Here is a 26,658-nt window from a genome sequence, read left to right as displayed (position 1 = left end):
TTATCCCATCTCAATAAAGCTATAAATTTTCTTAATATTTAGAATTAATTTTTCAAGAAGACAAATTACAAAAAAGCACACACGGGAGATGAGTTCATATTGTCGAAATCAAAAATAAATCGAATAACAATGATGTGTCTAGCTTTAATACTTATGTTTAATACAATCGGTTTTAGTGCTAAAGCTGAGGCAGCAGCCTCACAAACGATTACTTCCATGCAGGCGGCTGGTCCTACTACCATTGATGCCGGGCTCGACGGAGGAGTCGGATTCCAGTTTCCAAACTTTAATAACGGTGCTTCATTCCATGACGTAAAAGATGACGTTGATCTTTTAGTGCAGCAGGATGGTGAGTGGATTTCCATCGATAATAATGCTGCCAGCGGATGGGTCTACGATGTGAACTTTGGAAACTGGTGGGAAGGTCCAGGTGGATACTGGTTTAACCCGGTAGAAGAAACAATGAAGCTTAGAGTTTCATCAAAAGCAAATCCTGACGTGTTTGTTGAATATACGTTTAACGTTATTCCGGCAAACCCTCAAGTCATTACATCAATGGCTCCTGCAGGTCCCACGTCATTAGACGTATCACCCTCTGGTGGTACTGGATTTGAATTTCCGCGCTTTAATAGCGGTGCTACTTTTAGAGACGTAAAAGATGATGTGGCACTTTTCGTGCAACAAGGTGATGAGTGGGTCTCGATCGATAACAATGCAAGTAGCGGATGGATCTATGATAATAACTTTGGAAACTGGTGGGAAGGTCCGGGTGGATATTGGTTTGATCCAGTAGAAGAAACGACGAAGGTGAGAGTCGCTTCAAAGACAAATCCTGACGTGTTTGTTGAGTACACGTTAATCGTTACATTACCAGTACGAAACTCTCATGTGATTACCAACTTTGATGGCAGATCATCGTTTGATGCAGATGACAACGGTGCCATTGGTATTCCTCTACCACGGATTGATGGAGGTTACGCTACATTAAGTGAAGTTGATAACTTCGTTTATGAAGTGAAAGTCGATGGTGAGTGGGTCAATATTTTGGATTCCGCTTCAGAATTTAGTTATTCTGCAAGCGGATACAATAGAATGTCGTCTGCAAACCAGTGGGGATATTGGACAGACTACATCTTTGGACTTTGGTTCCAGCCTATTCAAGAAGATGTGGATCTCCGTATCGGATATCCATTAGATGGTGAAAAGGGCGGGGACATTGGCGACAATTATGTGGCGTATCAATTTACAGGCAACCCAGATGCCTATCGTCCGGATGAAGTGCCGTTAGATGATATCGAGCTTGGTACATCTGAAGATGCAACGCTCGAAGGATGGGACTTGGTCTGGAATGATGAATTCCAAGGTACGGAATTAGATACGAGCAAATGGAACTATGATACTGGTTACTACTTAAATGACGACCCGGGTACATGGGGTTGGGGAAATGAAGAACTTCAACATTATACAGACAGTGAAGACAATGTGTTTGTAGAAGACGGTAAACTAAATATTGTAGCACTTGAAGATCCGAAGTCCTTTCCACAGGACCCAGATCGTATAGCACCATATTCTTCAGGAAAACTCACAACACAGGATAAATTCACATTCAAATATGGAAGAATTGATTTCAGTGCGAAGCTTCCTGCAGTGACCGGCGCATGGCCTGCCCTTTGGATGATGCCGAATGATGATGTGTATGGAGGATGGGCGTCTTCAGGTGAGATTGATGTTATGGAAGCGAGAGGCCGTGTTCCTGAATCCACAAGTGGCGCGATCCACTTTGGCGGTGAGTGGCCAGGAAATACGTATATTCATGGAGATCAAACCTTTGAAGTTGGAGAAACCATTGATAGTGACTACCATGTTTACAGTTTAATATGGGAAGAAGATGTTCTTAGTTGGTATGTTAATGGAAAGTTCTTCCTTAAAGTAACAAAAGAACAATGGTTCTCAGCAGCGGCGAGAGAAAATCCACTAGCGCCTTTTGATCAAGACTTTTATGTGATCATGAACCTCGCATTAGGTGGATGGTTCGATGGTGGAAGAGAGCCGAACGTAGAAGATTTTCCAGTGACCATGCAGGTCGATTACGTTCGTGTCTATGAAGCTGAAGTAGAAGAAATCGAGGAAATCCCTGTAACAGGTGTGAAGTTGAACCGATCAGAAGTTCAATTAACTTCCGAAGGTCAACGATCAACCCTTTCAGCAACCGTATCTCCATCCAATGCGACGAATAAAAAAGTCACATGGGCTTCAAGTGATGAGAGTGTGGCTACAGTAAGTGCAAGCGGTGTTGTAACGGCAGTAGCCAACGGTACGGCTACAATTACAGTCACAACAGAAGATGGGGAAAAGGTGGATACAGCGACCGTGACTGTCGACATTATCCCGCAGCTAACAATGGATCAGATGTTCCCTCTAAAGAATGGCTCGTTTAGCGATGGTCTTACGAACTGGTCAGCTTGGAGCTGGAACGATCAAGATGACTTTATCAATGACATTGAAGTGAACGATGGTAAAGCTGAGATTGCAATTCCTGCGTTTGACGCTAGTGGTGCAGGCGCTGAAAAAGACGCGGTACAATTTAAGCAAACAGGCATTCAGCTATATGAGGATCAGGAGTATCTCGTTTCCTTTGATGCTCGTTCCACGATCTCAAGAGAGATGGAACTCGTTGTTCAAAACAGTGAAAATGATAGAGTTTTCGAGAAAAACCTATCATTATCAGAAGACAGTAACAGATACACCTATTCGTTTAAAGCAACTGATGAAGAAGAAGTGGAATTGAACTTCTTGTTAGGTAAGTATGGTGATTACGACCAGCATGAGGTAACGATTGATAACGTCGTGCTAGAAATTAAAAATCCAGCTGTGAATAAAATTAAGAATCATTCCTTTACCGATGGATCGACTTCTTGGGAGCTATGGTCTGATGTTGGAGCTACGTCTGCTATAGAAGATAAAAGAAAGAAAATTGGAATTCCATCATTAGGAAATGAGTTCTGGAGCATTCAATTTAGTCAGCTAGGTCTTCAATTAGAAGAATCAAAGTCTTATAGAATGGTATTTGATATGTCTTCTTCGATCGGACGAAGCATCGATACAATCATAGAAAGTACAAACTATGACAAGTATTTATGGGAAACGGTAGAAATCAACGAAGAGTTAAATACGCATGCACTTGAGTTTACCCATGAAAAAGGTACAGATCCTGCTGCTAAGCTTGTTTTTGCACTAGGAAAAGTGGAAGGACAAGAGCAGATCGGTGAGCATGTGGTGACGATCGATAATGTCTATCTATATGAAATTCCAGCCCTTCCAACTGAAGGTCCAGGAGAGCCACCTACACCAAGAGAAGGCTATGGCGTGGGAGAGATTAAGGAAAATTCTGTGGAATTCTATGTGAATGATGCTCCGTGGGTGATTATTCATTACATTAAAAATGGCAATACACAACAAAATATTATGATGAATAAAGCCGGAGAGAATTACTCTGTTTACACCATAAATGATGTAAATGAGGGTGATGAAATCAAATACTGGTTTACCTATGGATTAGCTGAAGGCGGACAGGATCAATACGGTGAACAAGTGTACATCCACGAGTTTGCGACAGTGCCTGAGACGCCGACAGCGAACGAAGTATCCGATCAATCAACAGAAGTAACAGGTCAAGCCGGAGCTGGTTTGCTTGTAACAGTGTCGAATGGCACGGAAGAATATACGGCAACTGCCGATGATGGAGGTGCTTACTCAGTAGAGATTCCAAAACAGCCAGCAGGAACCGTGCTTACGATTACAGCAACGGATAAGGCTGGGAATGTGAGCGAAGAGTTAAGCATTACGGTGACGGATAAAACACCTCCAGAAATGCCAACAGCCAATGACGTAACCGATCAATCAACAAAAGTAACAGGTGAAGCCGAAGCAGATTCAGTCGTGACGGTATCGAATGGTACAGAAGAGTATACATCCACTACTGACTCAGAAGGTGCATACTCAGTAGAGATTCCAAAGCAGCCGGCAGGAACCGTCTTAACGATTACGGCAACGGATGAAGCTGGGAATGTGAGCGAAGAACTTACTGTGACAGTTGCAGGTAGTTTCGAAGTGAACGAGATCACAGTTGAATCCAAAGGAGTAACAGGAAAAGCGAAAGCCGATTCGGTTATTACTGTACAGCTCGGAAAGAAAAATCAACAGCGTACAGGAACGGCGGATTCAGAGGGTAACTTCAATGTGAGAATACCGAAGCAAAAAGCTGGAACGGAAATTACCGTTACAGTAGAAGATGCATCTGGTACGATCACTGACACGAAGACACTGATTGTCGTAGAGCACGATGCCCCTCAAGCACCAAAGGTTAAAAAAGTAGATAGCAAGTCTACGTCAGTCACAGGAAAAACAGAGGCTCATGCCGAAGTGACGGTTAAAGTAGGCGATGACGTTGTCGGAACGTCCAAAGCAGACAACAAAGGAACGTTTGACGTGACGATTCCAAAACAAAAGAGAGACACTGTTCTTAGTGTTACCGCTACAGATGCATCAAATAATGTAAGCCCAGCAACGAATGTGACAGTGAAGAAGTAAGGAGAATCACCCCCTTTCCGATTAGAGGAGAGGGGGTGTTGTCTGTTTTCAAAAGGCAACCGGAAAGTCTCCTCTTATTTACCTCGAAACGAGGGTCGAGGTGCCTGTCCCTATCTACATGTACCCCGGCATTTTTCTAAATCGTTAAAAATATAATATATCTAGAAGTTAAAAAATTCAGGTGGAGGGGTTATGAAACTATATTTGATTTTAAGCCAGTTGTTGTATTTGATGAGCCTGGTTTTCTGGCTTCCAATTTGGGGATTGTCTTTTATGGCTTTTGATCAGGGTATTGCTTTTTGGAATAGTTTATTTGTCCTGACCATAAGCGCATACCCACTTGCGGTGATTATTTGCTCTATTTTGGCATGGATCTTTTATAATAAAAAAAGACGAACTGCAGTAATCGTAAATCTGATTCCAATGTTGTGGGTACTTGGATTTGGGATATTCATGTTTATCTAATTCACCTCAGGGACGATTGTCTGTCCCTGTATTTCAATTAAGGAAAAAGTTATAAAAAAGGCTGTATTCTAGCCTTCCCTTTCCTTTGAACTTACCTCTTCATAGAGTATCCACCCTTTTATCTGTTCCTTCCTCATTTACACCAGTGATATTCTACCTTCATTCTTTTTACCACCCGGCTTCGGCACTTTTACCAGCTCATATACTCTCTCAAAACGACATTTTCATCACTTTCCTCCATTCTGATTGGCATAGTCCTGCTCTCATATACGCCCCTAGACCTAGCAAAAATAAAGCCAGGGGTCGTTATATGAATTTTTATTTGGCGGTACGATTAAGTCAGAGATTAGGAAAGGAGGAACACGGGATGAAAAAGTTTTTACTGTTTTGCGCAGGGCTTGTCGCTCTGGTGGTGCTACTGGCGAACCTCGCACCGATGATTGTGTTAGCATTTTCCGTTTGGCTCACCTACGTTATCTTTAAACAATTTGTTAAAACCACGTCAACTGCCGGAAAAGTATGGTGGGTAATCGCCGGTTTGGTGGTTGTAAGTATCGGGGTTGCCAACTCATTTTCAGTAATTGGACTGGCTGCGCTAGCCGCTCTCTATTTCATTTGGAAGAGCTGGAGCAATGACCGAGAAGTAGATATCACAAGACCCTCAGAAGAGAATGATCCTTTCAAAAGCTTTGAGAAACAGTGGGCAGACATGAACCACTAATTAAAAATGAAGAAAAATAAAGGAGAGAATGACACGATGACATCTCTATTTACAAGAATTAAAGATACCATCTCAGCGGATCTACATGGCATAATGGATAAAAAGGAAGCTGGAAATCCAATTACGGCACTCAATCACTATTTAAGACAAAGTGAAAGAGAAACGGAAAAGGTGCGGCTCCTAGTTGAACGTCAACACCGACTTAAAGAAGAGTTTGGTAGAGAGTACTCAGAGGCTGCTGATATGGCAGAAAAACGCCTGCACCAGAAGAACGTTGCCGAGCAGGCAGGTGAAGAGGAGTACGCAGAATTTGCTGCCCGTGAATGGGAAGAATACAGCCAGAGAGCGAGCAGGCTTGAAAAAGCACAACAAGATGCTGAATTTCAGTTAGAGAATCTTGAAAAGCAGTACGAGAACATGAAGCACAGACTCAAGGATATGCGAGTCAGACAAATGGAACTGATGGGTCGAGAAAATGTGGCTAGGGCGAGCTATCAAATGAGCAAGGTTACCTCTGAATCAGGTGAGCGTTCCCTATCCCGATTTGGGGATATGGAGCTGTATATTGAAAACCTGGAAAAGCGTGTAAACCGTGATTACCACAAAAGAACGTTTGATGCGAAGCTAGCTGAAATTGAACAAAAGCTGATTGAACAGGCGGAAAATGAAAAACGGTAATTCGGCGAAACATTGATAGTTTGTTTGAATGAAAAAAGCGCTCACGTTTAAGGAGCGCTTCTACATATTTCATACCCCTAAGAAGCATGAATAGGAAAAAAAGGAGGGCACATCTGTGTTTAATCAAATATCAACGAGAGCATTTAACTGGATTTTTTTGATTGGGATTGTCCTCCTATTAGGGGAAGCGTTATTTCTTGGACCAGGATTTCTGTTTTCCCTCGTCTTTCAAGTTTTAATGATCTATTTTGGTCGGCGCTGGTATCGCCGCTTGATAGGAAAGCTTCTATTCTGGATCGGAGTGGTCATGTTTTCTCTGACCATCCTGAATCTGATAGCGGTAAGGTTTATCATCATTGCGATAGCAGTCTTGTTGCTTTACAAGTTCTATCAGTCGAAGTCGGATCCGGAAATCATTACGCCTGACTTTTCCCACGAGACAGAAAAGCAAGGAGATTACCTCCACATACGTCCGCTCATGAAAAATCGATTGATCGGCACGGAAAAAACAAGCGAATCAACATACGCCTGGCGCGACGTCAATATTCTAGGAGGCATTGGTGACCGGATCGTAGATCTTGGAAATACCGTTGTACCAGAGGACGGTGTGATTATGATTCAGCACGGGATCGGGAATTTGACCATCCTCGTGCCGTATGAGGTGGAAGTGGCTGTTCATCATACTGTATTGTTCGGAGGAATAACGGTTTTTGACCAGAAAAAAGGTCGCCGTTTTAACCAGCAGGTGGTTTATGAGACGAGCGGGTTTAAGACGGAGAAGCCCCGGATCCGGATTGTCACCTCTGTGTGGTCTGGAGAATGTGAGGTGAAGCGGACATGAATGCGATGTTTAAAACCGGTCTCATCACCTTCACAGCTAGCCTCCTTTTCAGTTTCGTTGTAAGTGTGACGATATTCTTTTCTTTCCCTCTTGATTCGTGGTCCTTGCTCTGGGAACAGCGTATGTTTGATCTCCCGTTTATCTATTTCCTCCTCATCGTGATCGTACTTGGAGGCGTCACTGCCGGTTTACTGGCGGGAAGTTACATAAAGAGCAAGCTCACGGTTATTCGCACCGAGGTAGAGGCCGTTTCAAAAGGGAAAAAAAGGGCGGGGCTTAATGGTGAACAACTTCAGGAAATGAAGGACCTAGAACGAAGTCTGACTGCCCTTGAGCAAAAAATTATGGAGCAAACAAAGGCAGCCCAGCGGCTTGTAACGGAACATGCCAAGGAGCGGGAAAAAAGCCTTCAGGAAGTGGTGGCGGAAGAACGGACCAGGCTTGCTAGAGAACTCCACGATTCCGTCAGCCAGCAACTGTTTGCCGCTTCTATGATGATGGCGACGATTAATGAAACGAGCCCCCCTGAAGATGACACCATGAAAAAGCAGCTAACGATGATAGGCAGGATGATCGAGCAGTCTCAGTTGGAAATGCGGGCCCTTCTTCTTCACCTGCGTCCGATTGCTCTCAAAAATAAAACCCTAGAAGAAGGGGTGAAAGAGCTTCTTTCTGAGTTGAAAGAAAAAGTACCGCTTCAGATCCAAGTGAAGGCAGAGCCACTTGAACTTGAAAAAGGGGTGGAGGATCACCTCTTTAGAATCCTTCAAGAGGCTGTTTCCAACATTCTTCGCCACTCTAAAGCAGAAAAAATGACGGTGCTTTGTGTAAGCCGGGACGAATACGTGATTTTGCGGATCACAGACAATGGCATTGGATTTAGTGTTGACGACGCGATAGAAAGAAGCTCGTACGGACTTACGAATATGAAAGAGCGCGCTGAGGCCATCGGGGGAGCGTTCAAGATCGTGAGTGTAGAAGGAGAAGGAACCTACTACGAAGTAAAAGTCCCATTTTCTAAAGGAGGCGAAAGTGAATGATCAGAGTATTATTTGTGGATGACCATGAAATGGTTCGCATTGGTGTATCCTCTTATTTGTCCGCCCAGAAGGATATCGATGTAGTGGCAGAAGCCGATGATGGAGAAGAAGCTGTGTCGCTTGCTTTAGAGATTAGACCAGACGTCATTCTTATGGACCTGGTCATGAAGAAAATGGACGGGATTGAAGCAACCAGACAGATAATAAAGGCGTGGCCGGAAGCAAGAATTATCATCGTAACGAGCTTTTTAGATGACGAGAAGGTGTACCCGGCCCTTGAAGCTGGGGCTACGAGCTATATGTTAAAAACATCAAAGGCGAGTGAAATAGCAAAAGCGATCAGGGCTACACACAAGGGCGAGTCTGTCTTAGAGCCCGAGGTGACAGGAAAAATTATGAATCGCATGAGGCAAAAGCCTAAACCCCATGAACAGCTGACAGGGAGGGAGAAGGATGTCCTACAGTTAATGGCAGAAGGAAAAACCAATCAAGAGATTGCTGACCAACTCTTTATCGCGTTAAAGACGGCCAAAGTCCATGTGAGCAACATCCTTCATAAACTGGATGTCCAAGACAGAACCCAGGCCGTGATTTATGCTTTTACGAACGATTTGGTTGAAAAGAAAAGGTAAATATAAAAACTTATTTTTCCATGATAAAAAGCTGTTCATCCAATGAGGACAAACAGCTTTTTTAGTTCACTCTACAATATATTCTTATTTGCTTTTGGGACGAGATAGGCTGGCATTTCCTCATCGAGCTCCCAAACAATACTCATCGGTTTACTTCCGGAGTGCTTGATATAATTTGCTGTTCCTAAAAAGATAAAGGGAGATGCGATGCTGCCTTTTATTTTTTTGTATTCTCTCACAAACAGGGCGATTTTACCGCCGTACTTTCGGTGGTGGATGTATCGTTGGGCTGTTGGGCTTTCTTCACTTACACGGCTTTGTGTCTGCCAGTGAAAGAGCTTTTCATTAATTGCATAATCTTCATAAAGAGTGGAGGGGGAGAAGTCCTTTTCTGATTTGTTAAGCGTAATAAAGAAGATGTCTAAGTTCTTGTCCTTAAAGTGTTTGACTCCTTCCCGGAACGCTGGACTTTTTTCACCGTTGTAAAACTCAAAGCCAGCAAGGATCTGGGCTGTCGTGTACTGGCTGTGAACCTGAAGAGGGCACTTGAAGTGAAAGTTCGGTTCTAGTTCCATAGTTTCTAGACGGTCATAAAGAACATCTAAAATCTCCTGGATCTCAGCTACAAATACGGTATGTTCAAGGACACATTCAATTCCTTCTTGAATAGAAGAGAAGCCTTCTTGTTCAGGGTGCCGTTGGTAAAAAGAATAATAGAACATATGGAGCATGAGTTCTTCTTTTTTGTTCCCTATTCGCCGATCTACTATATACTCTCTTAAAAAGGCCAAAAGTTTTTGAGAATTAAGATGAAACAGATTGGGGAGGCGGCTTGTAAGCCATTTCTCTTTTTCGTAGTGAAAATCCTCGGTAAGTTCTGCTTCTACTAACATTCGATGAAAGCTCCGATCTTTATTTCCCCCATAAAAATCATAAAGATCCAAGTGGTAATGGGTAAGAACATTTTTAAGAGTGACAGACTGGCCGGTGTCCTGTTCAAAGGTTTTTAACTTGGATAGTAAATTTCCTCTCGTGTTTGTGGAAGAGTGTATGTTTCTTAAGATATACTCTTTTGCCTGTTTTTCCAGTTGAACAAAGCAACCTTTTGGTAGGTTGAAAAAACCATTCTCTACATAGTGCTGAACGGAATGTTTGGACTTACCGATTAACGATCGCAGCTTTTCTTCATAAGAGTAGTTCAGGTGAGCTTGTCCAACGAAGTCCAAAACAGTAAGACACTCTTTATCTTCATGAAGCCGAAGACCACGGCCTAGCTGTTGCAAAAATACGGTTAAACTCTCTGTTGGTCTTAGGAATAAAATCGTATTTACTTCCGGTATGTCGATCCCTTCATTATACAAATCAACGACGAAAATAAAGTGAATGTCTCCAGAGACAAGTTGACGCTTCGCCTCCGCACGTAAATGGTCATTTGAACCTCCATGTAAGGCCATCGAAGGAATTCCTGATTTGTTAAAAAAGTCGGCCATATACTCTGCATGGGCAATGGAAACACAAAACCCTAGCCCCTTTACATCGCGAACATCGGTCACATATTTCTGGAGGCTCTTAATGATTTGGGTGCTTCTCAAATGGTTTGAAGTATATACGTTCTCGAGCGCTTTTGTGTCGTATCCCCCTCTTGACCATTTGAGATCAGATAAATCAACAGTATCTGTTACACAGAAGTATTGGAAAGGACTTAAAAGCTTTTGGTTAATTGCTTCTGTGAGTCTCATTTCAGCCGCAACATGATGGTCAAAATAAGGGAGGATGCTTTTTCCGTCCATCCGTTCAGGTGTTGCGGTTAATCCTAATAGAATGTTTGGATTAAAGTGGGAGAGTAGTGTTTGATAAGACTTAGCAGCAGCATGGTGAAACTCGTCGACAATGATCATGTCGTAAAAGTCACTTGTAATCCGTTGATGAAGTTCTTTACTATTAAAGCTATGGATACTCACAAACAGATGATTAAAGGAGTTAGGATGATGAGCGCCTACAAGCATGTCACCAAAGTTTGGTTCCCTTAGAATTGTACGAAACGTAGCAAGGCTCTGTTTTAATATTTCTTCGCGATGAGCGACAAATAATAATTTGGCTGGACCATTTGTGAGTTTGCGATATCGTTTATAATCAAAAGCAGAAATCACGGTTTTTCCTACTCCTGTAGCAGCTACAAGTAAGTTCTTGTATCTGTGATGAACGTCACGCTCGACCTGAAGCTTCTCTAGAATCTCTTTTTGATAATAGTAAGGCTGGATATCGAACAAGTATTGAACAGAAGGCTCAGCAACGGACGTGCTTTTCTCCAAAGCCAGTTTTAATGTCTCTTGGTCTTCCTTATTATCATGATGGAATGCTTTAAATTCACGGTCATTCCAGTAGCTTTCAAAGGTAGCTTCACATTTCTTTAATACGTCAAAGGAGTCCTTTTCTGTGACTTTGACATTCCATTCTAAGCCTGAGGTGAGGGCGGGATTAGATAGGTTTGAAGAGCCAATATAAGCGGTACTAAAGCCTGTTTCTCTTTCAAAATAATAAGCCTTTGCATGAAGTCTCGTTCTTTTTACATCATAGGAAATTCGGATGCTGGTATTGGGCAGACGACTAAGCTCTTGTATCGCTTTATAATCCGTTGCTTCCATATAAGAAGTCGTAATGACACGCAGTCTGCCGCCTTTTTCAGTAAAGGTCTTTAATTCATCTAAAATAATACGAAGGCCGCTCCATTTAATGAAAGACACAAGCATATCAATGGAATCCGAGGAGAGGATTTCTTTTTTCAACTCGCCTAGCATATTTGGCTCAAAGCTGGAGCCAGTAAACAAAGAACTCTCCGATATCGGTGTAACTGGACGAACAACGGATTCTTTCTTTATACTTCTTGTGGTATTCAATTTTATATAAACATAAGTTAACACTTCACCTTCTTCAGCGATCCGAAGGGATTCAAACTCCTGTTCATCGAGTCTTTCACTGAGAAGATCAATCACTTCATTACAGGTTTTGATTTGCTTAAGTAATGCGTGAGTATCATCTTGTTCTTGCTCCCGGACATGTTGTAACGCTTTTCTCGTAACTGAGCTTATGTAAGTAGATAAAACCTTTCTTGCTTCTTCCACATCCAAAGGCATACGACCGATATCAAGATCTCCATCTGTATCAGCTAACTCTTTTTGTAGCTTCTGACTAATAATTTCCTCATAGATTCCTTGTTTCATCATGGCAATCCTTTCTATGAATATGGATTTAATTGGTATCATTGTACCAGAAGCAGCATACTGTTCCAATTGGGGATATGGGAGATAAGCTAGCTTAAAATAGAGGAAGTGAAGTAGCTTACGAAGCAAAAAGACCTCATCATCGTTCAAATGATAAGGTCTTATCTATTTTTATTTATCGTTTTTCAAAGTAACATAGTCAGCATCTCAATTAAGTTACCGAATTTATGATTTTGGGACTTATTGAATTACTTTTCCATTTACGAATAGTGTATCAGTACTTGAAACATGCTCGATATTTGTAACTTTATGGCCTGAGTTTCCAGGGAATTCATCACCAACTTCAGGAATGTTTCCTTCCGTAGAGACATTATCGAAACCAGTTAAATTAAACCCAGTAACTTGTTTCGCCTTTCTAGTGTCGTAATCAACACCACTTGAAAAAGTTGAAGTTCTTTTGTGTTCAACAGTGTGGGTTTTTTCTCCTCTAGTTCCTTCACCTGTGGTCCACTCAACGGTAATTTCATACGTGTCTACAGATTCATAGGTGAATTTTAGTTTTTCAGCATTCTGCTGTAATTGTGCATTATTGTACCCTAAAACAGACTGGACATCTCCTTTACCGACAAAGCCCTGTCCATTAGAATAATCGATTGTTCCCCCTGCAAATGCTGAGCCGATAAATAATGACATTGCCAATGCTCCTGCTGTTAATCCCGATAATATCTTCTTCATGGTCATTTCCCCTCTAAGATAAATTGTTTTCAAAACTTAAGTAAGAGGGCCGGTTACACCACTAGCTTCATATAACCCAAGGTGTCCAACTAAGGATTATACTTCATCGCTTCCCCTGTATAATACCCAAGACTTTGATCCTTATTTTCAGTGGCCACTGAGAAAGTAATGGTGCAATGTCTCTAATTTGAATTATATATTGGCTCATTCAAAATAGGTACAAAATGTTATCGACAAATAATTACACTAAAGAATACTGGAATTGAGTGTTGGTGTAACCTTAAAATATGTTTAAGGTTTAAAACCAGTTGTTCAAATGTTTATAGCTAAATCTCCCACAGTGACAACCCCCACCAAAATAAGCTATAATAAGGACCGTTGTAATCACCTTTCAACTGAAGAAAGGGGTTTTTTTATGATTCAATTGCATCACGTAAATAAACGGTTTGAACAGTTTGAAGCAATCAAAGATGTGTCGCTTACGATTGATAAAGGCGAGATCTATGGGATTATTGGCGCCAGTGGGGCGGGGAAGTCGACGCTCCTTCGGTTAATTAACTTGCTAGAGGTTCCGGACACGGGAGCGGTGGAAGTGAACGGTCGGGATTTGACCAAGCTTCGCGGGAAGAGGCTTCGTGACGCCCGGAAGTCGATTGGCATGATCTTTCAAGGGTTTAACCTCGTAGCCAATAAAACGGTCTATGAAAACATCGCAGTCTCCCTTGAGCTCTCGAACTACCCGCGAAAAGAACGACGAGGTAGGGTAGAAGAGTGCCTTCGTTTTGTCGGGCTTGAAGACTTTATGAAGAAGTATCCGGCCCAGTTAAGCGGAGGACAAAAGCAGCGTGTGGCCATTGCTCGGGCACTGGCGAACAAGCCCGAGTTTTTGTTGTGCGATGAACCGACGTCGTCACTGGATCCAAATTCGACGGCAGAAGTCCTTAAAGTACTGGAAGACGTGAACAAGCGTCTTGGTGTGACGATTGTGATTGTGAGTCACGAGATGGACGTGATTAAAAGCTTATGCACGCAAGTGACCGTCATGGCGAACGGTGAAGTGTATGAGACGGTGAGAACGAAGCCCAAAGGCGTCAAACACATCGACAACAACCCAAAGTACTTCGTAGACCAGCTCGCCAAGGATGGAGAGGTGGACCGTGCCTGAGATATTAGTTCAATATGAAGCGCAAATATGGCAGGCGATCGGGGAAACGTTCATCATGGTAGGTGTATCCATCCTCGCTGCAGTCCTGCTCGGTCTGCCTGTGGGAACCCTATTGTACTTATGCAGAAAAGGGAACCTTCTTGAGAACCGAGTGGCCTTTTCCACTCTCAATCTTTTGGTAAATATCATCCGTTCGTTTCCGTTTTTGCTTTTGGTCGTGTTCTTGATTCCATTTACCCGACTGATTATCGGAACGGCGATCGGAACAGCGGCGGCGACAGTCCCTCTCGCGATCATTGCGATTGCCCATTACTCTAGGCTCGTGGAACAAACGCTTTTGGATGTACCAAAAGGCGTGTTGGAAGCGGCCGTTTCCATGGGGGCGTCGGTCAGGTCCGTGATCTTTAAGTTCTTGTACGTAGAAGCCCGCTCAGGACTTGTTGTTGGATTAACCACCTCTATCATCAGCTTTATTTCTTACTCGACGATTATGGGTGTTGTCGGTGGTGGTGGAATCGGAGACTTTGCGATTCGCTTTGGCTATCAGCAGTTCAAAACTGAATTAATGATGTATATGATTGTAATTATGGTTATCTTTGTACAAATCATTCAATTTACAGGGATGACAGTGGCAAGAATGATTGATAAAAGGTAAAACGTAGGAGGAAACACAATGAAAAAGCTATTATTGCTCATGGCAATGAGTGTAATCTTTTTGGCTGCTTGTGGCGGTCAAGAGAATGAAGGAACCGATACAGACGAAGGACAAGACGAGCCTCAAGAAGAAGTGACATTAAAGGTTGCGACATTGATCCCGCCAATGACAGAAATTCTTGAGCTTGTGGAGCCAATGTTAGCAGAAGAGGGTATCGAGCTTGAAATTGAAGTATTAGGGGATAACGTCCAGCCAAACACCGCTCTTGCAAATGAAGAAGTGGATGCGAACTTCTTTCAGCATGTCCCTTACATGGAAGAGTACAACCGTAACAACGATGCAAACCTAGTCGGCATTGAAGAGATTTATTTTGCCAACTACGGGGTGTATTCCGAGCAGTATGATGAGATCGATGACATTCCGGAAGGGTCCGTTATTGCGATTGCCAATGACGTGTCAAACATCGATCGCTCACTTGCTCTTCTCGATCAGCACGGAGTAATCGAATTAGAAGAGAAAACGGGGAACTACTACACGCAAGAGGACATCATCGACAACCCGAACGACTATGTGTTTGAAGAAGTCGATCTTCTGATGCTTGCAAGAATGTACGATGACGTGGAGGCCGTTGTGATGACTCCGGCTTACGCTGCGCCCCTTGGCTTAACGCCAAAGAGTGACGCGTTGCTTAAAGAAGGAACAGACAACGAGTTCGCCATCTCATTAGTGGCTCGTGAAGATAATGCCGATTCTGAAGCGATTCAAAAGCTAGCAGAAGCAATGACAAGTGATGAGGTTCGTGAATTCTTAGAAGAAAACTATGATGAAACAGCGATTCCGGCATTTTAATGTTGGGATAAAAAAGCTGCATGGGATGACATCCCATGCAGCTTTTTTATGTGGTTATGAAACAACGCGTTCTTGTTTCTTTTCTTCTTCATCCCAGCATTCCGTATTGGTAAGTCCGATCTTTTTCGCATGGAAGGTAGGATTGAGCCCTGCCTTTTGCTGCTCTTGATAATCCTTCAATACCTTAATAGCAATGCCACTTAAGAGGGCAATCGCACCGAGGTTAATGACCGCCATAAGCCCCATAAAGAGGTCGGCCATCTCCCATACGAACCCAAGACTTGCCACAGCACCGAGCATCACAAACCCAAGTGTAGCAACGCGGTAAAGATTTAGCATCGTTTTACTTTCTTTAATAAACTGAATGTTCGTTTCCCCGTAGTAGTAGCTTCCTACAATTGAGCTGAAGGCGAATAGGAAGACAGCAACAGCGATAAAGGAGCTTGCCCACCCACCAATCTGTATGCTCAATGACGTCTGTAGAAGATTAATTCCTTCTTCATTTCCTACTTGTGAAAGGTCGGTTGATACGAGAATAATAAAAGCTGTAGCCGTACACACGACAATCGTATCGATATAAACACCGAGTGTTTGAATGAAGCCTTGTTTGGCTGGATGAGACACGTGAGCGGTAGCAGCCGCATTCGGTGCGCTACCCATCCCGGCTTCGTTAGAAAACAACCCCCGTCGTACCCCGTGCATGATCGCGGCGCCAATTCCGCCACCAACCGCTTGTTCAAGACCAAAGGCACTAGAAACAATGAGAGATAAGACAGCAGGTAACTGATTGATGTTGATCACCAAAACGAAGAGAGCAACGACGATATACAGCAATGCCATCACCGGTACGACAACACTTGTGACATTAGCGATCCGGTGAACACCCCCAAAGATCACGATGGACGAAAGAATCACAAGAACAACCCCTGTGGCTGTCGTGTTAAAACCGAAGGCTCCTTCAAAAGCGGCAGAGATCGTATTACTCTGAACCGAGTTAAAAACCAGACCGAACGTAAAAGCAATCAGCACCGCAAAAATGATACCAAGCCATTTCTTGTTCAGCCCTTTTGTAATGTAGTAGGCAGGTCCACCTCGGAAAGCCCCGGGCTTGTCTTTATCTTTTACTTTATAGACTTGAGCGAGGGTGCTCTCCACAAAACTAGTAGCGCCTCCGAGCAAGCCTACAACCCACATCCAAAAGACAGCCCCGGGACCTCCGAGGGTAACAGCAACGGCCACACCGGCAAGGTTCCCTGTTCCGATCCGTGTAGCCGAACCGATACAAAAGGATTTAAAAGAGGAGATCGATTTCTCTCCCTCTTTCGTTTTAGGAGATTTCTCAAAAATCACTCTTACCATTTCTTTTACATAACGAAACTGCACGAAACCAGTCTTGTACGTAAAATAAAGACCGAGGCCCAACAATCCGTAAATAACAAAATAAGACCATATAATATCGTTTAACATATCCATTTCTTATGTTGATGCCTCCTTATTTTTCAGAAAATTTAATAACAATGATAGGATATTCTGAAAATAAAATCAACATAATTCGACAAAAAAGAATATATTGGTTCGTTAATTCGACATTATTCTACTAAAACAGGCTGCCTCTTTTTTGAGGCAGCCTGTAGAGTGACATTAAATTGGCCAATCGTGTTTATGATAAGCCATATCAAAAAACATATATTCAAGTCGACATGAAGTAAGGAAGTGGGAGCGCATCCGCTCACGCTCTTCGTGACCGGCTTTTTCTGCTAGTTCGTCCATCCACTTCGTCGTTTGAGTGATTCTCGGCATTTCTTGAGCACCATAGAAGGCAATCCAGTCATAATAGAGGTGGCTTTTATCGTGATTGATTTCTTGAATCATTCGTTCTCCGATATCCAAGTAAATCCAAGGGCATGGAAGAGCTGCAGCAAGTGCCTCACCCAAGGTGCCGTTACTGGCCGTTTGCATCATAAATTGACTGTAGTGATGGGCCACAGGAGCAAGGGGCTGACCTTGGAGCTCTTCAAAAGAGACGCCGGCGACCGAACAAAAATTATTGTGCGGGTGGGTTTCATCTTGAAGAATAAAGCCGATCCCTTCATGTAGCAGTGTCATTTCTTCTCTTGTTGTACATTTTGCCATTGTCAGAGCCCTCGTTTGAATCATAGCATTTAAATACTCGTAATCTTGTTTCACATAATGGATCAGCTGCTCTTTTTCGAGTGTTTCATTTCGTATCCCTTGTACAAAGGGATGCTCGTACACCTTTTGAAATAACGGATCTGCTTCTTCTCTTAGCCTTTTCGTAAAACTCATGGATAAATACCCTCCTAAATTTTTTACAAGCCCATCAGAGAAACTGACAAAAGTTAAAAACCAAACTTTTGTCATTATCTCTAGTAAGGAAGGAGGTACAAAAAAACGCCTTTCTTTAATAAAAGAAGGGCGTGAGGTCGCAATAGGTATGCAAAAGTACCGCGACACCACTTCCCTACGCTAGTATGAACTAGATCAGGTTCAAAGGGATCAAGCGATGCTTGTCTCAGCCCGAAGGCACCCCTAGTGGACTTGTGTAAGAGAAGACTTCCATGTTGAGGAGGAATTCTCCTGCTTTTTCTACAAAGAAACAACAATGTTTTTTAGAATGAAATCCTTTCAGTCCTTGCCTCTAGCGCCTTCTGTTAATAATCGTAGTGGTCTCGTGATTTTCCAAGACTTACTGTTTTCCATGTCTTCTAAGCGCTTTTCAAGATGGCTACGCTCTTGTTCTAGGACGGTTACTCTTTGTTGAAGCTGCTTTATGTTAAGGTTTTGAAGGTCTTCTGCTTTCATAGGGTTCACCTCGTTATCCATGTGTAAGACAAATCGTTCTAGTTGTTCAAGTGCAGGTAAGAGAGTGACGGAGGCCTCTGTCTCCATTTTTCTTATTCCGAGCTTTTGAAAATAAAAGACAACCAATGAATAGAGAAAGAATATCTTTTCAATGGAAGAGAGGTTCTTGCCGGATTGTTCGTCCTCTAGATACAACGCTTCAATCTCATGAAACGGTAATGGGAGGCTGGTTACATATCTTGCAATGTCGATAAAGCGAGGGCCCAGTGTAAAGGTTGACCAGTCGATTACTTGAGGTGAGTGGCTTTCTTTATCGATCAAGATGTTTTGATAAGCATAATCACCATGAAGAAGAGAGTAGTGCTCCGCCGGGATGATTTTTTCAAAAAGACGTTTGTCCATAATTGCTCGCTCAAGTCTCGTAATCATGTCTTTGACTGTGCTCGGGTAGTCGTTTTGCTTGGCGATGGTATGTAGTAACTTAAACAGCTTAGTATTATAGGATTCTTTATGGATTTGCGTAAAAAAGTGAACAACCGAGATCCCCCGTCCTTTTTTAAATTGATAGACGTATCGAGGGGGAGGGTATTTCCCTTTGATTTCAGTGTAAGGAACATTTGTTAAGTGGTGTGAATCTTTTATAACCTTTTTTGCGTGCTCTTGAGTGCTTGGAATCGCATCAATCATTTCCATGGTAAGGTAGCTAAGGTCATCGATCCGCTGTACATTCACGTAGCCGGGAACAAAGGGCTTAATGTCAGGAAAGTCGCTACATACCTCTTTATAAAAGGTTTCTTCCCGAGCAGCTCCGTTGTTTTTTCCACTTAAGGTTGAGATTTTTGTAAAGTACTGTTTCGAATGGCTCCTATGAATGATCGCACCAACGTTATTTTTCCCATCTGTAAAGCGGTACTCAGATTGGTATGTTGAATCTCCGGGAAACCCTTCTTCAATCTTTTTGATAAGAGAAGAAAGGGAGAGGTGGTGCTTTTTTTCAATAGCCTTTTTATATGCTTGTTTTGCTTTAGAATAGTGCTTTAAAAAGGAATAGGTCCTGCCAAGTCTGAAAAGGTGATCTGGGTTGCTTTGGTCTAACTTCACGAGCTGTTTTGCAACGGACTTTGCTTTTTTCCATTCAGCCGTATAGTCGTAATGATGATGCAGTTCGATTAATAGTGAGGGTTGATTAGGATAGACCTTCAACCCTTCGTGGATCACCTGAAGAGACCGATTGGCATTGCCCCTAAAGCGCAAGGTTCGAGCGAGTAAACGGAACACTTCCTCAGGTGGGGAACTTTGATGTTCATTTATATACTGTTCATAACAAGAGATGGCTTTTTTCCACTCTCGTTTACGGTGATGTTGTTTTCCTAATTCGAGATGATTCAAGGGGGTCACTTCCTTTACGTTACACCTGTTATTTAACCGAACGGAAGAGAGGATGTCAATTGGATGTGGAAAGATCTTGAACAGAAGACACGTGTACCTTTACAATAAAGGAAAGTCATAAAACGGAGTGATAAGAATGTCTCAAGTAATTGTGTATTCCACGAAGAACTGTGTGGAGTGTGACATCGTAAAGCAAATGCTAACGGAAAACAACATTGATTTTGAAGTGCGCGACGTGATGACCAGTCGTGAGTATCAAAAAGAAGTAGAAGGGTTTGGGATCATGGGTGTACCGGTCACTGTGTTCGAAGGAGAAGCGGTAAAAGGCATGAACCCGGATCTACAGGCGTTAGTGGAAAAAATAAAAGCAAAACAGTAGGTGGAGCTTCGCTCATTGCTTAGAGGACGACTTCAAAGGGAACGATAGCCCTTTGAAGTCGTCCTTTTTTGTTTCACGTGAAACCAGTGAATGCACCTATTTATCTGGTATGCCGTGCGCAATTCTATCATTTAGGAATACATATAATATTGGACATGTTCTTTTATTACCCTAAATGAGGTGATTGAATTGAGAGTAACGATAAAACGTGTACCATTTAAAAAAGTGAGGCCGTTAAGAGGGGCTTACAAACAAGCGGGCCTTAAGTTGAAGAATTTTAAAGGCACGGTTTGGCTTGGCGCTTACTATAAAGGAAGACTTGTAGGCGTTTGTGCGTATCGTTCAACGAAAAGAGGCATTCTGTTCAAGCGTGACTTTGTGGTGGCCGATTATCGCGGAAAAGGGATTTACCGTAAGCTTTTTGAAGAGCGGATGAGAAGGATGAAAAAACTCAAGCCTCACCGGATCTATGCCTACTGCAATAAAAACAGTTTGCCGTATTATTTGAAGCAAGGGTTTAAAAGAGTCGGGAAACGCCGCCACTTTACGGTTGTGGAACGGCAGAATCCGTTTGGCTCTTAAGGTGATTCGTAGCGGATCACTTTTTTTGTTTCACGTGGAACGAGTAAGGTGAGTAGGAGGATCTATGTTCTATTCCCGGTTTGGTAGAGGGTATTAACGGGTTCAGTAATCGGATTAACGGTTTGAGAGCAGGTATTCACGGGAAAGCTCTCACTATTAACGGGTTCAGTTGCTTAATTCACGGTTTGGCTACTCTATGAACAAATGCAGAGCAAACATGGCGCCTTTTAGATAAGCGAATAGCAGGTATCGACAAACATTTACGATTTATTTACCCCACTTAAACACTTGCTTAATATAAGTGGGATATCCTTAAACATGTAGTCAACCACGCGTACACTAGAAAGATCCAATAGATCCGAAAAAAAGCCGGTTCGCATTCCCCCCTTTGCGAACCGGCTTTTTATAGTTATAGCTTCTCCTCAATTCCTTCCATCTCAACGATGTATAACCCGTCCCCTTGAAGGTAATCGGCGTATAAGACATGGCGCGCTTCATAAATGCCCTGAGCGGCAAGCTCGTTTGTGAGCCAGGGGCGCGTAAGGCCGATTTCTCTTAAGTTATCATCCAGTATTTCCCCGTCTAAAATGACGCTTATAGGCAAGTAAACCGGATGCTCTTCCAGGTTCATGACTTTTTGAGTGACTTCTTTATACGGTGATTTTTTAAGTACGCTAATGCCTCCGTTGTTTTCCAAAATAGCGAAGGCCACTTGTCGGATCGAAAAGGTTTCACTTTGCCGAAGAAGGCTCATGAGCTGGTTGAGGTTCATTCTGTTTTTCTTAAGCGTGCGCCGATCAATTTTCCCATCACGGATGACGATGGCAGGTTTTCCTTCCATCGGACCTCGCAACACTTTAAATTTCAGTAAAAGCTTCTCTATGATTACGAGCAACAAGCCCCAGAGCAAGATTGTGTATACAACAAAATAGATCGGCACATTCGCTTCGAAAACCGCATTACCTAGAAGCTCCGACAGTACGATGGCCGATACAAAGTCAAAAGGGGTAAGCTGATTAATCGTTGTCCTTCCTAATAATCTCGTAATAAGAAAAAGCAAAAAGAAGCCCAGAACAAGCTTAACGGTCATATCCAAAAAACTAGGTTCCATGGGGCTTCGCTCCAATCGTGAAGGGTTACTATTAAGTATTCACAGATTTGGAGCTTTCTATTCGAGAGAGTAGTAGAAAGGCCTAACTGACTTTACTAACCTCTACGTGCTCTTGTTCTTTGATCTTTTTAAATGTGATGAAGAACACCGTAGTCGTGACTAGAGAAACGAGCCCAATAATTACAGCCATATGTGACAATCCGATGAGGTCCAGCATCGCTCCTGTCATGATTAAGACGATTTGAAAAACGACACGGTCAAGCATATTTCTAAAGGAGAAGAACCGGCCGTGGAACTCCTTTGGTACGTTGGTTTGAAAGATCGTTGCTGCTGTAGGGAAGAAGCAACCTACGGCAAACCCAAATAGGATGAATGAGAGAATCGTAATCATAGGAATATGGGCAAAGTAGAGGAGCAACTGTGAGGCTCCCACTAAGAAAGAACAAAAGAAAAGAATATGATACTGAGATTGCCTTTGACTCAACCATTTCACGAAAAAAGCGCCAAGCATGAAGGCAGTTCCTTCAGCGGCATAGAGGATCCCTTTTATTTCTGCGCTGTTTTGGATCTCACTAATATTAATGACCATCAAGTTGAATCCACCTAGAAAAAGAAGGGGGATCACAGCTAATACAAGAGTCATATAAACAATCGGCATTCCCTTGATCACTGGAAAAACGTCCTTAAACGACGTTTTCAGTTCTTCTGTGTTGCTTGTGGTTTGTTTAGGTAAGCTTTCTTCAATGGTCAAAAATAACGTCAACACAAACAAAGCCATATAGGCGATGAGAGAGGCAAAGTAGAGCATGCTTAAGGAAATCACAACGAGAAGGGCCCCCGCCAAAGCTGTACCTCCAATCCGTGACAAGGTCGATACGTTCATGTAAACGCCGTTCAGTTCCATTAGGTCTTTTTCCTTTACTACGAGAGGGATGGCTGCTTGTAGGGCCGGAAAGTAAAAGGCCGCAGACACTTGAATGGTAATAAGAAAAACAATCATCCATAACACCGACTCTTGTTGTATGGCTACAAACATAAAACAAACGCTAACGGAACGAACAAACCCCGCAGCGAGCATCACCGTTTTTTTCTTCAAGCGATCGGTTACTCGTCCAGCCATTGGTCCTATGGCTATTCCTGCTACAAGGCCCGTCGCTAGAATGAGAGACTTCATAAAATCGGAAGGAACGTGGGCTTGCATAAATTCCAAGTTTCCGATAATCCCTAACCACAACCCCATTCCTGCAACGAACTCACCAATTAATAAGATCCATACATTTCTATTCTTCCACATGGTTCAATCCTCACAATTCTAAAAATTACATTGATAATGATAATCGTTTTCAATTATAATAACAGACATAATAAAAAAGTGTAAGGAGGAAAAGTCATGTTTATTCAATTAAAAACAATCACCGTTCAAGAGGGACACAGTGACAAAATGGTAGAGAGGTTCGCAGGAAAAGGTGTCATTGAGGAACAGCCTGGCTTTCTTGATTTAAGTGTTCTTAGAAAAAAGCAGCGTCGGGGAGACGAGGAAGTGAAGGTTATGATCAGATGGGAATCGGAAGACGATTGGAAAGCTTGGGAAACAAGTGATGTTCATTTGGCAGGTCATAAAGCAAACCGTGGAAAGCCAAAGCCTTCGTTTATCGTTGATAGCAGACAAGACGTCTATCAGGTGCTTAGTCAAAAGGGAGGTTCTCTTTAATTAGAGGGGGGGAGGGGGGAAGAGGCTTGGGATCTAACTCCGCTAATTTGAAAATAAGTACGGCAATTACACAATTAACTCCGCTAAACAGAAAATAAGTACGCTAATTACACATTTATCTCCGCTAAACAAAAAATAAGTCGGTCTTCCGAAGTTCGAAAGACCCCAGCGGCAGGTCAAAAGCTTTTTAAAATAGCGGCAGAGGAGCTAACTCAGACAAAAGTGAAATAAGTGGATCAAAACGAGGATAAGTGGCTCAAACGAAATAGAAGTGGATCAAAACGAGGATAAGTGGCTTAAATTGAAAATAAGTGGATCATCCGAACCCCGAAACAACCGCCCGCCGCCCCTTCTTCCACCGCTCATCCTATTTCCCCATCCGCTCTCCCCATAAAAAAACAGCCCTGAAAATCTCCAGAGCTGCTCTTATCACTACTACAAAACCATCCTCAAAAAATCCTGAGTACGGGGGTTTTGCGGGTTATCAAAGATTTGTTCAGGACTGCCTTCTTCCATAATCTTACCTTCGTCCATGAAGATGACGCGATCCCCCATCTCACGGGCAAAGCCCATTTCATGAGTAACGACGACCATTGTCATCCCTTCTTTGGCCAAGTCTTTCATGGCCTCAAGAACGCCTCCCACAAGCTCGGGATCGAGAGCGGAAGTAGGTTCATCAAACAGCATGACTTTCGGATTCATGGCTAAGGCGCGGGCGATGGCCACACGCTGCTTTTGGCCACCGGACAAGCTGCCGGGATAAACGTTGGCTTTATCAGACAAACCGACTTTAGCGAGAAGCTCTAAAGCCATGTTGTTTGCTACTTCTTTTTTTACTTCTTTAACTTTCATTGGTCCCAACGTGACGTTTTCCTGTACAGTCATATGAGGAAACAGGTTAAAGTGTTGGAACACCATACCTACGCGGGAGCGAAGCTTGTTGATGTTCACTTTTGGATCGGTTAAGTTGTCGCCATCGATAATCACTTCACCGGATGTGATGTCTTCAAGCATATTGAGGCAGCGAAGAAAGGTACTTTTTCCCGAACCGGATGGCCCAATCACACACACCACTTCTTTTTCTTTCACATCGGCATCGATGCCTTTTAACACTTCCAAATCGCCAAAGGACTTATGTAACTCTCTTACTTTTATCATTATACGTCCAACTTCCTTTCCACTCGTCGTAGGATGACCATCGCTGGTATTGTAATGACCAGGTAGGCAAGACATAGCATGATGTAAGGTACGAACGGACTTGCTGTTGTACTAACATATTGTCTCATCAAATAGGTTACTTCGTTTAAGGAGATAATCGCAAAGATTGACGTATCTTTTAAACTGATAATAAACTGATTCCCTAATGGTGGGATCATGCGACGAAACGCTTGGGGCCAAATAATGTAGCGCATCGTTTGGGAAGAGCTTAAACCGATGGAACGGCCGGCCTCGCGCTGCCCTTTATCAATTGATTCCACACCGCCTCGAACGATTTCCGCGATATAGGCACCGGCATTGATCGAGATGGCAATGATTCCGGCTGTAACGGCGCTAAAGTTTATGCCGACAACATCTGAAATACCGAAGTAAAGGAAGAGTGCTTGTACAAGAATCGGTGTTCCTCGAACGAGCTCAATATAAACGGTCGCAATTCCGTAGATGATTTTGTTATTGGACAAGCGCATCAGGCCGGTTAGTGCCCCAATAATAAAGCCGAAGAAAAAACCTGCAAATGTAATAAAGATCGTTAATTGTAACCCTCGATAAATAAAGGGGAGGGTTCCTGAAATGTGCGGACTAATAAAATCGAGCATCTGTTTTGACCTCCCATATGAAAATGGACGAGGCTGAGACAGAAGGGTTTTTTTACGTAAACCCAAACAACAGTATGCGGTGCAAATAAACCGCTACTGAAATATACTTCGCTTTCCGCGGGGAGCGGCTGAGCCTCCACGGGCTTTGCCCTGTGGGGTCTCACCTTCGCTTTTCTTCCCGCGGGAGTCTACGTATATTTCATCCGCTCCGTTAACGAATGGTTCGAATCTCGCTCTAAACACTTTCTTTATGTCCCAGCCTCATCATTTCTATCTTATTGAACTATGTGACTATTCTTCATTTGCTGGACGCTCACCGAACCATTCTTCGTAAATGTCGCCATACTCTCCGTCTTCCATCATTTCGGCAAGGGCTTCATTCACTTGTTCAACAAGCTCCGAGTCTTTAGGGAAAGCAATGCCGTACTGCTCACCAGTTAAGGTGTCACCAACAGTTTTCATATCCCCGAGTGCTTCTGTATCAATATAGTAAAGAACGTTAGGCAAGTCGTAGATGACCGCATCCACACGACCGGCAGTCAGATCCTGATACGCGTTCACGATATCCGGGAACGTCTGAATCTGTGCATCGGTATTCTCTTCTAAGTAATCATAACTTGTGGTCGCAGCTCGTGTTGCAACAGGTCTGTCGTCCACATCTTCAATCGATTGAATCTCTTCTTCATCGGCACGAACAGCCAAGATGAGACCCGCATCATAATAAGGATCAGAGAAGTCGAAGTTCTCTGCGCGTTCTTCTGTAATGGTCATGCCTGCAATCCCGATGTCATAACGGCCTGTTCCCATACCGGAAACGATTCCGTCAAACTCCACCGTTTCAAGGTTAATGTCAAACCCGACTCGATCAGCAATCGCATTAATGAGGTCGATGTCGAACCCTTCCATCTCACCTGTTTCCGTGTTCAAAAACTCGAATGGAACATAGTTCGTGTCTGTAGCGACGGTGTACGTAGGACGCTCTTCTTCTGTGTCACCGTTGGCTTCGTCGCCACCTGTTTCTTCATCTGTCCCGCAAGCCGAGATGACGGTTGCTGCTGCCATAAGCAGTGAAATCCCAAACAGTCGTTTCTTCACGTCGTTTATCCCCCTCTTTTGTCTGTTTGTAAATTAAAATACCCTTGATCGAATAAATGTAATTTACAAAATATTCACTTTACTAATTTCTGCAAATAACGACGAATTCCTCTCGTTATAGCAAAAAAATTTTAAAACCCTTGTCATTTCTGATGAAAAACA

Annotated in this window: 23 protein-coding genes and 2 riboswitches; of the genes, 13 read left to right on the top strand and 10 right to left on the bottom strand. The window is 43.0% G+C overall.

The window, feature by feature from the left end:
* The first annotated feature begins 99 nt into the window (after positions 1-99).
* The 7 genes from G476_RS23415 to G476_RS0120580 all read left to right on the top strand — a co-directional run bounded on the left by G476_RS23415 (position 100) and on the right by G476_RS0120580 (position 8,967).
* Positions 100-4,590, top strand: a complete 4,491-nt coding sequence (locus tag G476_RS23415; protein ID WP_084405868.1) for an Ig-like domain-containing protein — start codon at positions 100-102, stop codon at positions 4,588-4,590.
* Between the two features lie 192 nt (positions 4,591-4,782).
* Positions 4,783-5,055, top strand: a complete 273-nt coding sequence (locus G476_RS0120605) for a hypothetical protein (RefSeq protein WP_026691759.1) — start codon at positions 4,783-4,785, stop codon at positions 5,053-5,055.
* 367 nt (positions 5,056-5,422) lie between these two features.
* Entirely contained in the window at positions 5,423-5,776 is a 354-nt protein-coding gene (locus G476_RS0120600) for a lmo0954 family membrane protein (RefSeq protein WP_026691758.1), read from the top strand.
* Between the two features lie 36 nt (positions 5,777-5,812).
* Positions 5,813-6,454 (top strand): PspA/IM30 family protein, encoded by a 642-nt coding sequence (locus tag G476_RS0120595; protein WP_026691757.1) that lies wholly within the window; start codon positions 5,813-5,815, stop codon positions 6,452-6,454.
* Between the two features lie 115 nt (positions 6,455-6,569).
* Positions 6,570-7,295 carry a cell wall-active antibiotics response protein LiaF gene (liaF, locus tag G476_RS0120590; protein WP_026691756.1) on the top strand — a complete coding sequence of 242 codons (726 nt, stop codon included), beginning with the start codon at positions 6,570-6,572 and terminating at the stop codon, positions 7,293-7,295.
* A complete protein-coding gene (locus tag G476_RS0120585; protein WP_026691755.1) occupies positions 7,292-8,335 on the top strand; it encodes a sensor histidine kinase in 1,044 nt (347 codons plus the stop codon). Before liaF ends, G476_RS0120585 begins: the two co-directional genes overlap by 4 nt.
* The gene (locus G476_RS0120580) at positions 8,332-8,967 is read left to right on the top strand and encodes a response regulator transcription factor (RefSeq protein WP_026691754.1); all 636 of its coding nucleotides are present in this window, start codon (positions 8,332-8,334) and stop codon (positions 8,965-8,967) included. The genes G476_RS0120585 and G476_RS0120580 overlap by 4 nt, the downstream gene beginning before the upstream one ends.
* A 71-nt stretch (positions 8,968-9,038) precedes the next feature.
* On the opposite strand, the gene G476_RS0120575 is transcribed toward G476_RS0120580, so the two are convergent.
* Complete coding sequence (locus G476_RS0120575) at positions 9,039-12,191, bottom strand: DEAD/DEAH box helicase (protein WP_084405881.1); 3,153 nt, start codon at positions 12,189-12,191, stop codon at positions 9,039-9,041.
* A 237-nt stretch (positions 12,192-12,428) separates the two neighbouring features.
* Positions 12,429-12,923 (bottom strand): hypothetical protein, encoded by a 495-nt coding sequence (locus tag G476_RS23080; RefSeq protein ID WP_051314969.1) that lies wholly within the window; start codon positions 12,921-12,923, stop codon positions 12,429-12,431.
* A gap of 38 nt (positions 12,924-12,961) precedes the next feature.
* A riboswitch (cyclic di-GMP riboswitch) is annotated at positions 12,962-13,046 on the bottom strand.
* Positions 13,047-13,338: 292 nt separating this feature from the next.
* Here G476_RS23080 and G476_RS22715 point away from each other — a divergent pair.
* From G476_RS22715 to G476_RS0120555, 3 genes are read left to right on the top strand one after another with little or no spacing between them, the layout of a single operon-like run.
* On the top strand, positions 13,339-14,088 hold the full coding sequence (locus G476_RS22715) for a methionine ABC transporter ATP-binding protein (RefSeq protein WP_051314968.1): 750 nt from the start codon (positions 13,339-13,341) through the stop codon (positions 14,086-14,088).
* Positions 14,081-14,743 carry a methionine ABC transporter permease gene (locus tag G476_RS0120560; protein WP_026691752.1) on the top strand — a complete coding sequence of 221 codons (663 nt, stop codon included), beginning with the start codon at positions 14,081-14,083 and terminating at the stop codon, positions 14,741-14,743. Before G476_RS22715 ends, G476_RS0120560 begins: the two co-directional genes overlap by 8 nt.
* An 18-nt stretch (positions 14,744-14,761) precedes the next feature.
* Positions 14,762-15,592 carry a MetQ/NlpA family ABC transporter substrate-binding protein gene (locus G476_RS0120555; protein ID WP_026691751.1) on the top strand — a complete coding sequence of 277 codons (831 nt, stop codon included), beginning with the start codon at positions 14,762-14,764 and terminating at the stop codon, positions 15,590-15,592.
* Between the two features lie 54 nt (positions 15,593-15,646).
* On the opposite strand, the gene G476_RS0120550 is transcribed toward G476_RS0120555, so the two are convergent.
* The 3 genes from G476_RS0120550 to G476_RS0120540 form a co-directional block, all read right to left on the bottom strand.
* The gene (locus G476_RS0120550) at positions 15,647-17,065 is read right to left on the bottom strand and encodes an alanine/glycine:cation symporter family protein (protein WP_026691750.1); all 1,419 of its coding nucleotides are present in this window, start codon (positions 17,063-17,065) and stop codon (positions 15,647-15,649) included.
* A 168-nt stretch (positions 17,066-17,233) separates the two neighbouring features.
* Complete coding sequence (gene tenA / locus G476_RS0120545; protein WP_026691749.1) at positions 17,234-17,899, bottom strand: thiaminase II; 666 nt, start codon at positions 17,897-17,899, stop codon at positions 17,234-17,236.
* A 155-nt stretch (positions 17,900-18,054) separates the two neighbouring features.
* Positions 18,055-18,154, bottom strand: a riboswitch (TPP riboswitch).
* Between the two features lie 84 nt (positions 18,155-18,238).
* Positions 18,239-19,804 (bottom strand): phosphotransferase, encoded by a 1,566-nt coding sequence (locus G476_RS0120540; RefSeq protein ID WP_026691748.1) that lies wholly within the window; start codon positions 19,802-19,804, stop codon positions 18,239-18,241.
* A gap of 136 nt (positions 19,805-19,940) precedes the next feature.
* On the opposite strand from G476_RS0120540, the gene G476_RS0120535 reads away from it, so the two are divergent.
* Together G476_RS0120535 and G476_RS0120530 are read left to right on the top strand one after the other, a co-directional pair.
* On the top strand, positions 19,941-20,183 hold the full coding sequence (locus G476_RS0120535) for a glutaredoxin family protein (RefSeq protein ID WP_035187515.1): 243 nt from the start codon (positions 19,941-19,943) through the stop codon (positions 20,181-20,183).
* A gap of 189 nt (positions 20,184-20,372) precedes the next feature.
* Positions 20,373-20,765: a GNAT family N-acetyltransferase gene (locus G476_RS0120530; RefSeq protein WP_026691746.1), complete on the top strand. Its 393-nt coding sequence runs from the start codon at positions 20,373-20,375 to the stop codon at positions 20,763-20,765.
* A 409-nt stretch (positions 20,766-21,174) separates the two neighbouring features.
* Here the strand turns inward: G476_RS0120530 and G476_RS0120525 are convergent, their stop codons facing one another.
* Positions 21,175-21,876: a DUF421 domain-containing protein gene (locus G476_RS0120525; protein ID WP_026691745.1), complete on the bottom strand. Its 702-nt coding sequence runs from the start codon at positions 21,874-21,876 to the stop codon at positions 21,175-21,177.
* Positions 21,877-21,958: 82 nt separating this feature from the next.
* The gene (locus tag G476_RS0120520) at positions 21,959-23,170 is read right to left on the bottom strand and encodes an MFS transporter (protein ID WP_026691744.1); all 1,212 of its coding nucleotides are present in this window, start codon (positions 23,168-23,170) and stop codon (positions 21,959-21,961) included.
* 96 nt (positions 23,171-23,266) lie between these two features.
* Here G476_RS0120520 and G476_RS0120515 point away from each other — a divergent pair, with 96 nt between their 5' ends.
* Positions 23,267-23,587 (top strand): antibiotic biosynthesis monooxygenase family protein, encoded by a 321-nt coding sequence (locus G476_RS0120515; protein WP_026691743.1) that lies wholly within the window; start codon positions 23,267-23,269, stop codon positions 23,585-23,587.
* 435 nt (positions 23,588-24,022) lie between these two features.
* Here the strand turns inward: G476_RS0120515 and G476_RS0120510 are convergent, their stop codons facing one another.
* From G476_RS0120510 to G476_RS0120500, 3 genes are all read right to left on the bottom strand, one after another.
* Positions 24,023-24,745, bottom strand: a complete 723-nt coding sequence (locus tag G476_RS0120510; protein WP_026691742.1) for an amino acid ABC transporter ATP-binding protein — start codon at positions 24,743-24,745, stop codon at positions 24,023-24,025.
* Positions 24,745-25,401 (bottom strand): amino acid ABC transporter permease, encoded by a 657-nt coding sequence (locus G476_RS0120505; protein WP_026691741.1) that lies wholly within the window; start codon positions 25,399-25,401, stop codon positions 24,745-24,747. The genes G476_RS0120510 and G476_RS0120505 overlap by 1 nt, the downstream gene beginning before the upstream one ends.
* 291 nt (positions 25,402-25,692) lie before the next feature.
* Entirely contained in the window at positions 25,693-26,463 is a 771-nt protein-coding gene (locus G476_RS0120500; protein WP_084405880.1) for a transporter substrate-binding domain-containing protein, read from the bottom strand.
* Between the last annotated feature and the right edge of the window lie 195 nt (positions 26,464-26,658).

The sequence above is a fragment of the Alteribacter aurantiacus DSM 18675 genome, assembly GCF_000429705.1.
Lineage (GTDB): Bacteria > Bacillota > Bacilli > Bacillales > Salisediminibacteriaceae > Alteribacter > Alteribacter aurantiacus.
This window is presented reverse-complemented; position numbering and strand designations above follow the sequence as displayed.

What these genes read in the sequence shown, in the direction of transcription:
- G476_RS0120605 (WP_026691759.1), top strand. Translation starts at nt 4,783, where the DNA reads ATGAAACTATATTTGATTTTAAGCCAGTTGTTGTATTTGATGAGCCTG.
- G476_RS0120600 (WP_026691758.1), top strand. Translation starts at nt 5,423, where the DNA reads ATGAAAAAGTTTTTACTGTTTTGCGCAGGGCTTGTCGCTCTGGTGGTG.
- G476_RS0120595 (WP_026691757.1), top strand. Translation starts at nt 5,813, where the DNA reads ATGACATCTCTATTTACAAGAATTAAAGATACCATCTCAGCGGATCTA.
- G476_RS0120585 (WP_026691755.1), top strand. Translation starts at nt 7,292, where the DNA reads ATGAATGCGATGTTTAAAACCGGTCTCATCACCTTCACAGCTAGCCTC.
- G476_RS0120580 (WP_026691754.1), top strand. Translation starts at nt 8,332, where the DNA reads ATGATCAGAGTATTATTTGTGGATGACCATGAAATGGTTCGCATTGGT.
- G476_RS0120575 (WP_084405881.1), bottom strand. Translation starts at nt 12,191, where the DNA reads ATGATGAAACAAGGAATCTATGAGGAAATTATTAGTCAGAAGCTACAA.
- G476_RS23080 (WP_051314969.1), bottom strand. Translation starts at nt 12,923, where the DNA reads ATGAAGAAGATATTATCGGGATTAACAGCAGGAGCATTGGCAATGTCA.
- G476_RS22715 (WP_051314968.1), top strand. Translation starts at nt 13,339, where the DNA reads ATGATTCAATTGCATCACGTAAATAAACGGTTTGAACAGTTTGAAGCA.
- G476_RS0120555 (WP_026691751.1), top strand. Translation starts at nt 14,762, where the DNA reads ATGAAAAAGCTATTATTGCTCATGGCAATGAGTGTAATCTTTTTGGCT.
- G476_RS0120550 (WP_026691750.1), bottom strand. Translation starts at nt 17,065, where the DNA reads ATGGATATGTTAAACGATATTATATGGTCTTATTTTGTTATTTACGGA.
- tenA (WP_026691749.1), bottom strand. Translation starts at nt 17,899, where the DNA reads ATGAGTTTTACGAAAAGGCTAAGAGAAGAAGCAGATCCGTTATTTCAA.
- G476_RS0120535 (WP_035187515.1), top strand. Translation starts at nt 19,941, where the DNA reads ATGTCTCAAGTAATTGTGTATTCCACGAAGAACTGTGTGGAGTGTGAC.
- G476_RS0120525 (WP_026691745.1), bottom strand. Translation starts at nt 21,876, where the DNA reads ATGGAACCTAGTTTTTTGGATATGACCGTTAAGCTTGTTCTGGGCTTC.
- G476_RS0120520 (WP_026691744.1), bottom strand. Translation starts at nt 23,170, where the DNA reads ATGTGGAAGAATAGAAATGTATGGATCTTATTAATTGGTGAGTTCGTT.
- G476_RS0120515 (WP_026691743.1), top strand. Translation starts at nt 23,267, where the DNA reads ATGTTTATTCAATTAAAAACAATCACCGTTCAAGAGGGACACAGTGAC.
- G476_RS0120510 (WP_026691742.1), bottom strand. Translation starts at nt 24,745, where the DNA reads ATGATAAAAGTAAGAGAGTTACATAAGTCCTTTGGCGATTTGGAAGTG.
- G476_RS0120505 (WP_026691741.1), bottom strand. Translation starts at nt 25,401, where the DNA reads ATGCTCGATTTTATTAGTCCGCACATTTCAGGAACCCTCCCCTTTATT.
- G476_RS0120500 (WP_084405880.1), bottom strand. Translation starts at nt 26,463, where the DNA reads ATGGCAGCAGCAACCGTCATCTCGGCTTGCGGGACAGATGAAGAAACA.